9 protein-coding genes are annotated in these 11315 nt (G+C 67.7%); 5 read left to right on the forward strand and 4 right to left on the reverse strand.

Annotated features, from left to right (window positions below; all coding sequences use genetic code 11):
• Positions 1-22: 22 nt before the first annotated feature.
• Both OG205_RS22970 and OG205_RS22975 read left to right on the forward strand, forming a co-directional pair.
• A complete protein-coding gene (locus OG205_RS22970) occupies positions 23-2254 on the forward strand; it encodes a HelD family protein (protein ID WP_330278208.1) in 2232 nt (743 codons plus the stop codon).
• An 87-nt stretch (positions 2255-2341) separates the two neighbouring features.
• Positions 2342-4876, forward strand: a complete 2535-nt coding sequence (locus tag OG205_RS22975; RefSeq protein ID WP_330270169.1) for an NACHT domain-containing protein — start codon at positions 2342-2344, stop codon at positions 4874-4876.
• On the opposite strand, the gene crcB is transcribed toward OG205_RS22975, so the two are convergent.
• Genes crcB through OG205_RS22990 form a run of 3 tightly spaced genes read right to left on the reverse strand, consistent with a single transcriptional unit; the run spans position 4851 to position 5939 of the window.
• On the reverse strand, positions 4851-5189 hold the full coding sequence (gene crcB, locus OG205_RS22980) for a fluoride efflux transporter CrcB (protein ID WP_330270170.1): 339 nt from the start codon (positions 5187-5189) through the stop codon (positions 4851-4853). The genes OG205_RS22975 and crcB overlap by 26 nt on opposite strands.
• Positions 5186-5515 carry a fluoride efflux transporter FluC gene (locus OG205_RS22985; RefSeq protein WP_330270171.1) on the reverse strand — a complete coding sequence of 110 codons (330 nt, stop codon included), beginning with the start codon at positions 5513-5515 and terminating at the stop codon, positions 5186-5188. The genes crcB and OG205_RS22985 overlap by 4 nt, the downstream gene beginning before the upstream one ends.
• Complete coding sequence (locus tag OG205_RS22990; protein WP_093600284.1) at positions 5496-5939, reverse strand: MarR family winged helix-turn-helix transcriptional regulator; 444 nt, start codon at positions 5937-5939, stop codon at positions 5496-5498. The genes OG205_RS22985 and OG205_RS22990 overlap by 20 nt, the downstream gene beginning before the upstream one ends.
• Positions 5940-5996: 57 nt before the next feature.
• On the opposite strand from OG205_RS22990, the gene OG205_RS22995 reads away from it, so the two are divergent.
• From OG205_RS22995 to OG205_RS23005, 3 genes are all read left to right on the forward strand, one after another.
• Complete coding sequence (locus OG205_RS22995; protein ID WP_330270172.1) at positions 5997-7031, forward strand: MFS transporter; 1035 nt, start codon at positions 5997-5999, stop codon at positions 7029-7031.
• Positions 7032-7104: 73 nt separating this feature from the next.
• Positions 7105-7908 carry an SAM-dependent methyltransferase gene (locus OG205_RS23000; RefSeq protein WP_330270173.1) on the forward strand — a complete coding sequence of 268 codons (804 nt, stop codon included), beginning with the start codon at positions 7105-7107 and terminating at the stop codon, positions 7906-7908.
• 54 nt (positions 7909-7962) lie between these two features.
• Positions 7963-9936 carry a diguanylate cyclase domain-containing protein gene (locus OG205_RS23005; RefSeq protein ID WP_330270174.1) on the forward strand — a complete coding sequence of 658 codons (1974 nt, stop codon included), beginning with the start codon at positions 7963-7965 and terminating at the stop codon, positions 9934-9936.
• Here OG205_RS23005 and OG205_RS23010 read toward each other — a convergent pair.
• The gene (locus tag OG205_RS23010) at positions 9902-11260 is read right to left on the reverse strand and encodes an NAD(P)(+) transhydrogenase (Re/Si-specific) subunit beta (RefSeq protein ID WP_330270175.1); all 1359 of its coding nucleotides are present in this window, start codon (positions 11258-11260) and stop codon (positions 9902-9904) included. The two genes, OG205_RS23005 and OG205_RS23010, sit on opposite strands and share 35 nt — an antisense overlap.
• Positions 11261-11315: the final 55 nt, after the last annotated feature.

Consider the following 11315-nt stretch of genomic DNA (forward strand, 5'->3'; position numbering starts at 1 on the left):
CGATGACCTCCGGCTCGCCGAAATGGAGCCGGAGCAGGAATACGTGGCCATGTTGTACGGCCGGCTCGACGACCTCCGCGAACAGACGTCGAAACGACTCGCACAATCGTTGCGACAAACCGGCGGCACGCATCAGATGCGGTCCGAGCGCGACACCTCCGTCGCGATGTACACAGATCAATTGGCCCAGTACAGCGCGGTCGAGAACGGACTCGCGTTCGGCCGGCTCGATTTCCACAACGAAGACCGCTTCTACATCGGCCGAATCGGTCTCTTCGACGAGGACAAGGATTACGAGCCGCTGCTGATGGACTGGCGGGCACCCGCCGCCAGGCCGTTCTACCTCGCCACCGCCGCCTCCCCTGACGGCGTGCGGCGGCGCAGGCACCTGAGGACCCGCTCGCGCAAGGTGATCGGCCTCGACGACGAGGTGCTCGACATCAACTCGGTCGACCGCTCGGCCAAGGACAGCCTGACCGGCGAGGCGACGCTGCTCGCCGCGCTGAACGAGTCGCGCACCGGCCAGATGAGCGACATCGTCGCGACCATCCAGGCCGAGCAGGACAGGATCATCCGGTCCGAGCTCAACGGCGTCGTCGTGGTGCAGGGCGGACCCGGCACCGGCAAGACCGCCGTGGCCCTGCACCGAGCCGCATACCTGTTGTATACACACCGTCGACAGCTGGCGAAACGCGGTGTTCTGGTCGTCGGCCCGAACACGACGTTCCTGCGATACATCAGTCAGGTCCTCCCCTCGCTGGGCGAGACCGGCGTCCTGCTGTCCACGGTCGGCGAGCTCTACCCCAACCTGACCGCCACCGGCCGCGAGCCGGCAGCGGCGGCCGCGATCAAGGGCCGCCTCGAGATGGCCGAAGTGATCGCCGCGGCCGTGCGGGACCGCCAGGAGGCGCCGCCGTCCGTCGAGATCCGCTTCGACAACGACGTACTGCGTCTGGACCGGCGGGCGATCGCCGAGGCACGGGGCAGGGCGCGCCGGACCCGTCGCGCGCACAACGAGGCACGCCGCACGTTCGCCCGCGAGATCATCTCGATGCTCTCGGGCATGGTGGTGAACCGGCTGGGCGGGCATCTGCTCGACAAGGCGGACGTGGACGACATCCGCCGCGAGCTGCGCGAGTCCCCGGAGGTCCAGGCCGCGATCTCGGCGCTGTGGCCGGTGCTGACGCCGTTCTCGTTGCTCTCGGAGCTCTACCGGAACCCGAAGCGCCGCGCCCGCGCGATGTCGAAGTTCACTCGCGAAGAGCGCGATCTGCTGCAGCGTTCGAACGACGACTGGACGCCGGCCGACGTGCCGTTGCTGGACGAGGCCGCCGAACTGCTCGGCGAGGACGACACGGAGGCCAAGGCCCGCGCCGAACGCCAGCGCCGCCAGGCCGTCGAGTACGCCCAGGGAGTTCTCGACATCCTCGACCTGGAGGACGACGCGGATCCCGACATGCTGACGGCCACGGACCTGATGGACGCGTACCGCCTGGCCGAGCGCCACGGCGTCGACCGCTACGAGACCGCCGCGGAACGTGCCGCGGCCGACCGCACCTGGACGTTCGGCCACATCATCGTGGACGAGGCCCAGGAACTGTCGGCGATGGCGTGGCGCACGCTGATGCGCCGCTGCCCCAGCAAGTCCATGACGGTCGTCGGCGACATCGCGCAGACCGGTGACATCGGCGGAGCCACCTCGTGGGGTTCCGTGCTGTCGCCGTACGTACAGAACCGTTGGCGCCTCACGGAACTGACGGTCAACTACCGCACGCCGGCCGAGATCATGGAGGTCGCCGCGGACGTACTCGCCTCGGTCGACGCCTCCCTGGTGCCGCCGACGTCGGTGCGCGAAACCGGTGTGGCGCCCTGGGTCTCGACGGTGACATCGTACGCGTCCGAGGTGCCCGCACTCATCGCGCGCGAGGTCACCGCGGTCGGCGACGGCAAGATCGCGGTGATCGTGCCGGCCGCACTGCTGTCGCCGGTGGGCTCTGCCGTGGCGTCGTCGGTCGCGGGTTCCTCCGTCGGCAACGAACTGGAAGAGGCGCAGGTCGTCGTGCTCGGCGTGACCGACGCGAAGGGCCTGGAGTTCGACGCGGTGGTCGTGGTCGACCCGGACGGCATCCTCGCCGAGTCGCCGCGCGGCGCGTCGGACCTGTACGTCGCGTTGACCCGTGCCACGCAACGGCTCGGCGTCGTGCACACCGGCACGCTGCCCGATGTGCTATCCCGACTGAAGGACGTTTCGTAACGAACGTCCGGAGGCCTGGGAGCGAGCGCGGACGCTCGTTCCCAGGCTCTCGCCCAGCCGATGGCTTCTTCGAACAGGAGCTTCCCGTTGCCCAGCATCGAGTCGATGGTCGTCCGGGTCGTCGTCGACGTGAGCGACCAGCTCTCCGCTCGTCTCGCCGGCAAGGAGGAGCTTCCTCCGGCCGCGGCCACCAACGCGGCGACCACCGACCTCTTCGCGGACCTTGGCCGCTCCGACGTCGAAGCGTTGGAGAGCTATCTCGGCTCCCCCGACTTCGCGACCGTGGTCGTGCAAAAGCGCGTCGGCAACATGATGGGCAAGGCAGCGAAAGACCAGCTGCGCGAAGGACTTCGGCTCGCCGGATTATCCGACCACCCTCTGACTCGGATCACCGACATCCTGCACGACGTCATGGTCGTCGCATGCCAGGAGGTGGCACCGCACTTCGGTGGCGCCGGAGCCAAGATCCACCGCGCCGATCTGTACGCCGCGGCCATGCACAACAGCATCCTGCTCAAAAGACTCAAGTCCTCTGCCCGGATCCACGTCTTCGCGGCCCGCATGCGCGACCAGGTCGCCGCACTGCACAACAAGATCCGCATGCCGCACAGCGGAGTCAGCCGGTCGGTCCGCTACGACCAGCTCTACGTGAAACCGACGCTGGCCTCGTCGTTCGTCATCCGGCTCGGCGTTCCGGGCGAACGTGTGCTGGTGCAGGGCGATCCCGGTGCCGGCAAGTCGACCCTGGCCGCGAAGTTCGCGCACGACATCGCCGTGGACGACGCCGGTCGCGTGCCGTTCCTGTTGGTGCTGCGCGAGTTCGCCACCTCTTTCGACGAGGGTGGACGCGACCTCTTGCACTACCTGGAGAAGCTGTGCCAGGCGCCGTACAACGTGAAGCCGCCCCGCGACGCCGTCGAGTACTTGCTGCGCACCGGACGGGCGGTCGTCATCATCGACGGCCTCGACGAACTGGTGCAGACCCAGTTGCGGCGCCGAGTCGTGTCGCTGTTGGAGGGGTTCGCTCACCTCTACCCGTTGGTACCGATCTTGGTCACCGCGCGAAAGATCGGGTACGAGGACGCGCCGCTGAGTACGGATCTGTTCCTGACGGGCCGCATCGCGGAGTTCGACGAGCAACAGGTCGCCGGTTACGTGTCACGTTGGTTCGCACTGGATGAGGCCACCTCACCGGCAGAACGAGAACGCCTGGCCAAGTCGTTCATGGAGGACAGCCGGCAGATCCCGGAGTTGCGCAGCAACCCGTTGCTGCTGACGTTGTTGTGCGCCATGTACTCCAGCGACCGGTACCTGCCCCACAACCTCGCGCAGGTGTACGAGCGGTGCGCGTTGATGATGTTCGAGCAGTGGGACTCGAAGCGCGGCATCGACCTACCGCTGAGCTTCGAGGGCCGGCTGCGCGGTGCGGTGCAGCACCTTGCTTGGAAGATGTTCACCGCACCGGATTCCAGCAAGACCCTGTCTCGCGTCAGGATCGTACGGATGCTCACCGAGTACCTCGAGGTCAAGATCGACGACTACGACGAGTCCATTGCCATGGCCAGGCAGTTCCTGGAGTACTGCACAGGACGGTCTTGGATTCTCACAGACGTCGGCGCCGAGCGGTACGGCTTCACACACCGGACGTTCCTGGAGTACTTCGCGGCCGAGCACCTCGTGCGCACGCATCGCTCTGCCGCCAGCCTATGGACCGCGCTGGAGCCGAACATCGACCAATGGGACGTCGTCGCCCAGATCGCTTTGCAGCTCTACGACCGCCAAGTCGAAGACGGGGTAGACGAGCTGCTCATGGAGGCACTCGGCGGTGGACTGGGTTTTGCCTCTCGATCACTGCGACATGTGCACCCTGCGAACCGCACCATCAGAGCGATCGCCACTGCGGCGGTGGACGCGGCTGTGTTCGTTCCAGCGGAAGCGCGTTTCGACTCCGAACAGCTGGCCGTTGAGACGGACACGCCACTTCTGATTTGCATGAACGAGTGCTCGCAGGCGAACCACCTGGTCGTCAAGCAGACTTTGCGAAACCGCCTCGACGAACTGGTCCGGCAGGGTGAGCTCGGAGCGGCTTTGGTGCTGGACGGCCTGTTCTTCAGCGAGGGCGGTGAACTGTGGAGGGCAATGCGCTGGGAGTTGATCTCCCAGCATCGCGAGCGTCTGCTGGAAATCAGGAAGACGGCACCATGGGCAGGCGGCTTCGCGATGGAGGAACCGGGCTTTCTGCTGGCGAGCGTCGAACGCCACGGCATGCGCGCTCTCTACACGACGTGCGTGGTCCACTACACGCGGCAGGCCAGCGCCGCGCAGAAGCTGCTGCGAGGTATCGGACCTGTGTTCGTAGAAGCGGAGTTCGACGCCATCGCGGCCGCAGCCATCGGGCAGCCAAGTCCGTGGCTGGCGTCACGTCCGTTCAAGCCCAAACTGCAGACCCTTAGCGCTGCCGGCGACCTCCGGCTCGTGCTGTCGCTGCCCTTCCTGGAAGCAGTGGGCTCCAGGGATCGGGCAGTCAGCTGGCTCGACCGGAATCACATCACGCCAGCGGTGCGTGAGTTCGTCACTCGTTGGGCCCACGGTGAGATCAACGTGCTAGCCCCAGGCCGATAGCGGCCGCGCCCACCCCGAGCACCACGCTGACCAGAACGTTCAACAACGCCGGGCGGTACTTCTCCGCCTCCAGCAGCTTCACCGTCTCGTAGCTGAACGTCGAGTACGTCGTGAGCCCACCGCAGAACCCGACCCCGAGCAGCGGCATCCAGGACGTCCCAACGACAAACCCGATGAGCAGGCACCCCACGACGTTCACCGTCAGAGTCCCGAAGGGGAAGTCCGACGAATGCCGAGACTGCACGAGCCGATCGAGCAGGTACCGCGCCGGAGCACCCAAAGCGGCCCCGAGAAACACCACCAGCACGGTCACCGCGTCACCCGCAACCCGAGAAACGCCGCCAGCACAGCACAAACCGGCGTGGCGAGCAGCGCCCACGACCACGAAGCCGCGTACGACGAGAACGTCGTGAACCCGCCCAACATCCCGACCCCGAAGAAGGCGCGCACCAACGGCCGAGGCACCAGCCCCATCAGCACGCCGATCAAGAACGACCCCAGCACGTTGATGACGAACAGCCCCCACGCGCCCGGCACGAACACCGACAGGCCGTAGCGCGCCACTCCGCCGAGCCCGCCGCCCAGCGACACCAACGAGACGAACGCCAGCGGTCGAGACTCAGGCCGTGGGCTCGGCAAGGTGCTCCACCAGGTGGTCCAGAGCCTTCAACGCGCGCACGACGTCCTCCCGTTCCGAGGACTCCAGCTTGCCCAGTGCGGCGCCGATCCGCTTCTCGTGTTCGCGCTGCCAGACGAGCAGCTGTTCGTGTCCACGGGGTGAGACGGATAGCCGGGCTACCCGTCTGTCCTTGGGGTCTCCGCCGCGGACGACGAGGCCCGAGTCGATCAGTTGGGACACCAGTCCGGACACCGTGTTGGGGGCCAGTCGCAGGGCCGCCGCGAGGTCGCCGACCTTCATCGGCGGGCGCTCCGCGAGGGTCTGCAGCAGCTCTACCTGCGCCATCGGCAGGGATTCCCACGGCCAGTCGGCCCGGATGCTCGTCCGCAACGCCCGGCGCAGGCGAGTGACGACGTCGGTGAGCGTGCGGGCTTCGTCTGACATGCGGAAATCTTACTGAACGCGAGGCAATAGCTCTGTGTCAGATATAATCTGGTCACGATGAACTGGTTCGTCACGGAGTCGCCCAGACCGGCGTGGATCGCCCGCCGGTCGTACGCGCCTTGGCTGGTCATCGCGACAGTCTGCTTCGGCGCGTTCATGGGCCAGCTCGACGCCTCGATCGTCACGCTGGCGTTCCCCGCGATGAGCGCGCACTTCCAGGCCGATCCGGAGTGGATCTCGCTCAGCTACCTGATCACTCTCGTGGCTCTGCTCGTCCCAATGGGCAGGATCGCGGACCGGATCGGCCGCAAGATCGTCTACATCTACGGCTTCGCGTTGTTCACCGGCGCGTCCATCGCGTGCGTGTACGCGCCGGGGTTCGACTCGCTCATCGCCGCCCGGATCGCGCAGGCCGTGGGGGCGGCGATGCTGCAGGCGAACAGCGTCGCGCTGGTCACCACGGCGGTCGCGCCTGAACAGCGGCGCAAGGCGCTCGGGGTTCAGGCCGCGGCGCAGGCGACCGGGCTGGCTGCGGGACCGTTGCTCGGCGGGTACCTGACCGAGAACTACGGGTGGCAGGCCGTGTTCGCGATCAACGTGCCCATCGGCGTCGTCGCGATGGTCATGGGTCACTACCTGCTCCCCCGCACGAAAACCGCGCGGGACAAGGGAAAGCCGACCTGGAAGGTGCTGCCGGGGCTGGCGGGTGTGCTGCTCACCTACGCCGCGTTGTTCGCGCCGATGACGTTGCTGCCGTTCACCATGAAACAACCCTTGGCACATATAGGACTCACGGTCGCCGCGTTGCCCCTCGGGTTCGCGGTCGCGGCGACGCTGCTGAACAGGACGGGGATCAGGACCGGAGCGCTGATCACGGTCGTGGCGCTGGTCCTGCCTGTGCCGCAGGTGATTCAGCTCGTCGTCGCGGGCGTCGGGCTCGGGATCATCGCGCCGGCCTGCACGAAACGGGTGATGGGCGTGCTTCCGGACGGGTCGGCCGGGGTCGGCAGCGGGCTGGTCAACGTCGCCCGAGGCCTCGGCACCGCACTGGGCGTCGCCGTCGCGACACTGCTGATTCACACTTTCCAGTGATAGCAGCGGTTCTGTTGGAGCAATGGGGCTCAGGTACTGCCGTACGCGTGTGGCGTCTCAGTAGCCTGGTCACATGTCTGAACGGGTGAGCTGGGTTCCGGAAGGTCTCGACACGGGCAGGCCGAGCGCCGCGCGCCTCTACGACTACCTGCTCGGGGGTGGGCACAACTTCGCCGCCGACCGGGCACTCGCGGAGAAGTTCCTGAAGGCCCAGCCGAACGCCCGCACGATCGCCCGGCTGAACAGGGGATTCCTGCGCCGGGCCGTGCTGCTCATGATCGACGAGGGCATCCGCCAGTTCCTCGACCTCGGCTCCGGCATCCCGACGGTCGGCAACGTGCACGAGATCGCCCGCAAGGCCGACCCGGAGTCGCGCGTCGTCTACGTGGACTTCGAGGAGGTCGCGGTCGCGCACAGCCAGCTCATCCTGGAGGGCGACCCGCTCGCTGCGATCATCCAGGAGGACATGACCAGGCCTGACGCGGTGCTGCGGGCGGCGCGGGACAGCGGCCTGATCGACTTCTCGCAGCCCGTCGGGGTGCTCACGGCCGGTGTCTTCCACTTCGTGCCGCCGGAGGCCGACCCGAACGCGGTCGTGGCGGTCTACCGCGACGCCGTGCCCGCGGGCAGCTACCTCGCGGTCTCGCAGTTCACCCAGGACCTGCAGCCCGAGGAGATGGCCGGGGTCGTCGAGGTCATGAAGAAGAGCCAGAACCCGATGTACCCGCGCACGAAGAGCGAGATCGAGGCGCTCTTCGCCGGGTTCGAACTCGTGGAGCCCGGCATCGTGCCGACGCCGTTGTGGCGGCCGGAGGGCACGAACACCGACGATCCGGACAAGGCGGGCATCTACGCCGCCGTCGGCCGGAAGGTGTAGTGCGCCTGTCGTTGTTGGCCGGACAGCGGTGAATCCGTACGCTCTGTGAACAGCATGGAACTTCCGGAACTCGCCGCCCGCTGGATGCACGCGCTGACTCCCACCGCGTACATCCCGCTGTCCCACGCCGAAATCGAGCAGGCACTGCTCGATTCGCTGCGTGAGCTGCCGGGGTCGCCTGAATCGGTTGCCTATCGATTGGTGTCACTGCACGCGACCGGTCCCGACTCGTTGCGCGCCACGATCGAGGTCCTTTCGCCCACGTTCGACCTACCTGTGCTGGCCCGCATGGCCTCGGCGTACGCACAGGCCGTGCGGATGGACGCGTTCGACCAGCAGGAGCAGATCAAAATCGCGATCGTGCGGGCCAAACAGCGGGTCGAGCGCACGCTGATGGTCAGCCAGGCGCGGTTTCAGGAGATGTTCGACTCCGCCGCGCTGGGCATCGCGATCACCGATTTCACCGGCAGGTGCGTCCAGGCGAACGACGCGCTCGCCGAGATCGTGGGGCTGGAGTCGGGCACCGACGTCCACGACCGCGACCTGCGCGACTTCTACCACCCCGAGGACGTGGCCGCCCTGGGCGCCTCGTACCGGAAGGTGCAGGAGGGGCGCGTCGACAGGTTCCGCGACCAGCGCAAGCTGATCCGCGTGGACGGCGAACCGGTGTGGGTGCACCTCGCGGTGTCGGTGCTGCGCGACGCGGACGGCGAGCCGACGCACCACGTGACGATGGTCGAGGACATCAGCGAGCTGCACCTGTTGCAGCGCAGCCTCGACCACCAGCTGCTGCACGACTCGCTCACCGGTCTGTCGAACCGCCAGCACTTCATCTCGCAGGTGGAACGCCAGCTCGACGGCCGGCCGATCACGTTGTACCACCTGGGTCTGGACGCGTTCTCGGTCGTCAACAACGGCCTCGGCCAGGAGACCGGCGACAAGCTGCTCAAGATCGTCGCGACCAGGCTGGGCAGGTTCGCCGCCGAGAAGGGCGCGGTGGTGGCGCGGGTCGGCGGCGACGAGTTCGCGATCATGGTCGCCTCGGACACCGTCACCTCGACCGTCGAGGAGATCCAGGAGGTCCTCGACGAACCGACCTTTGTGGACGATCATGGCATCGCGCTGTCGGCGAGCATCGGCGTGGTGGACCGGCCGCCTGCGTTCGTCACGGCCGCCGAGCTCATGCGCTGCGCGAACTCCGCGCTGCGCCAGGCGAAAGCGCGCGGCAAGCGGCAGTGGGCGTTGCACGACCCGCACGACGACGCCCGGCGCCGCGGCAAGTACGCGCTGGCCGCGTCCATGCCGGGTGCGTGGGAGCACGGCGAGATCGAGATCGTCTACGCGCCGGTGCACGACCTGGAGACGAGCGAGGTGCTCGGCGCCGTCGCCCGCCTGCACTGGGACGACCTGAGCCACAACGACACCATGGCGCTGGCCGACTCGACGGGTCTGTCGCTGCCGATCGGCCGGTGGCTGCTGCGGGAGGCGTGCGCGCAGGCCGCGAGATGGGTGGCGGAGTTCGGCGACCGGGCGCCCACGCTGCACATCGCGTTGGGCGCCCTGCAGTCTCGCGACGAGGACCTGGTCGCCGACGTGAAGCGGGCGCTCGACGAGACGGGGCTGCCGGCCGAACGGCTGCGGATCTCCCTGGACATCGCGTCGGTGCTGGCGGGTGACGACAACGCGGTGGTGCTGCACGACAACGGCATCGTCACAGCCCTGGACGGGTTCCGCGGCGGCCACGACGAACTGGCCGTGCTGACCGAGGTACCGGTCCGCTCGGTGATCACCCGCGCGCCCGCGCCCAGCCCGGACTCCCCGCTGTACCAGGCGATGCGCGCTCTGATCGCGACCGTGCACGGCTTCGGCGTGCGGTTCGGCGTCGACGAGGTGCACACCCTCGACGACGCCGAGCACTGGAGACAGGCGGGCGCGGACGGCGTGATCGGGTTGCTGCCCGCCCTGACCGCGGCCGAGGTGACCGAGCTGCTGGCTACAGCTGCTTCACCGCCGACAGCAGCTTCGTGAGCGAGTCCTTCGCGTCCCCGAACAGCAGCGTCGTCTTCGGGTTGTAGAGCAGCTCGTTGTCCACACCGGCGAACCCCGGCCGCATCGAGCGCTTCATGAACACCACGGACTTCGCGCGGTCCACGTCGAAGATCGGCATGCCGTAGATCGGGCTGGACGGCTCGTCCCGCGCACCCGGATTCACCACGTCGTTCGCGCCGACCACCACGGCCACGTCGACCGACGTGATGCCGGGGTTGACGTCGTCGAGCTCCTTGAGCTGCTCGTACGGCACGTCCGCCTCGGCCAGCAGCACGTTCATGTGCCCCGGCATGCGCCCCGCGACGGGATGGATTCCGTACGCCACCGACACTCCACGCCGTTCGAGCTGCGACACCAGCTCACGGACGGCGTGCTGCGCCTGCGCGACGGCGAGCCCGTACCCCGGCACGACGACCACGTTGTTCGCGTACCCCAGCAGGATGGCCACGTCCTCGACCGTGCCCGACTTGACCGTCCGCTGCTCTTCTCCCTGCACCGCGACGGTCGTGGCTTTGAACGCGCCGAACAGGATGTTCGTGAGCGACCGCCCCATGGCCTGCGCCATCAGCCGGGTCAGGATGGTGCCGGACGCGCCGACGAGCGTGCCCGCGACGATCAACAGCGTGTTCGCCAGCACGTAGCCGGACGCGGCGACCGCGAGGCCGGTGAACGCGTTGAGCAACGAGATCGCGATCGGCACGTCCGCGCCACCGACCGGCAGCACGAACAGCGCACCGAGGGCGAGCCCGACGACGGCGAGCAGCCAGAGCAGGAACCCGTTCGGCACCGCCATCACCAAGGCGCACAAGGCGACCGACGACACCCCGGCCGCGATCGCGAGCTGCTGCCCGGCCGGCAGGAGCACCGGGCGGGTCGTCATCAGCTCCTGCAGCTTGAGGAACGTGACCACCGAACCGGAGAAGCTGACCGAACCGATCAGCACCGTCAGCACGGTCGCGAGCCGGAACAGGACGTCGGTGTCCGGCACCGCGAAGAACTCGGCCAGCGCCACCAGGGCCGCCGCCGCGCCACCGACTCCGTTGAACAGCGCCACCATCTGCGGGATGGCCGTCATCTTCACCGACCGCGCGGCCGGAATGCCCACCACGACACCGAGTGCGACGGCGATGAGGATCCACAGTCCGTTGTGGACGACGCCGTGCACGTACGCGGTGATGACGGCGACCAGCATGCCGAACGCGCCGATGAAGTTGCCGTAGCGCGCGTATTTGGGCGAGCTCAGGCCTTTCAGCGCCAGGATGAAGCACACCGACGCGACGAGGTACATCAGCTGGACCGTCATCTGGAGCCCTCCAAGGAACCCAGCCCGTTTGGAACCACACAGCATCCGCTAGATT

The sequence above is a fragment of the Lentzea sp. NBC_00516 genome (assembly GCF_036346835.1).
Lineage (GTDB): Bacteria > Actinomycetota > Actinomycetes > Mycobacteriales > Pseudonocardiaceae > Lentzea > Lentzea sokolovensis.

What these genes read in the sequence shown, in the direction of transcription:
- OG205_RS22995 (WP_330270172.1), top strand. Translation starts at nt 5,997, where the DNA reads ATGAACTGGTTCGTCACGGAGTCGCCCAGACCGGCGTGGATCGCCCGC.
- OG205_RS23010 (WP_330270175.1), bottom strand. Translation starts at nt 11,260, where the DNA reads ATGACGGTCCAGCTGATGTACCTCGTCGCGTCGGTGTGCTTCATCCTG.
- OG205_RS23000 (WP_330270173.1), top strand. Translation starts at nt 7,105, where the DNA reads ATGTCTGAACGGGTGAGCTGGGTTCCGGAAGGTCTCGACACGGGCAGG.
- OG205_RS22970 (WP_330278208.1), top strand. Translation starts at nt 23, where the DNA reads ATGGAGCCGGAGCAGGAATACGTGGCCATGTTGTACGGCCGGCTCGAC.
- OG205_RS23005 (WP_330270174.1), top strand. Translation starts at nt 7,963, where the DNA reads ATGGAACTTCCGGAACTCGCCGCCCGCTGGATGCACGCGCTGACTCCC.
- OG205_RS22990 (WP_093600284.1), bottom strand. Translation starts at nt 5,939, where the DNA reads ATGTCAGACGAAGCCCGCACGCTCACCGACGTCGTCACTCGCCTGCGC.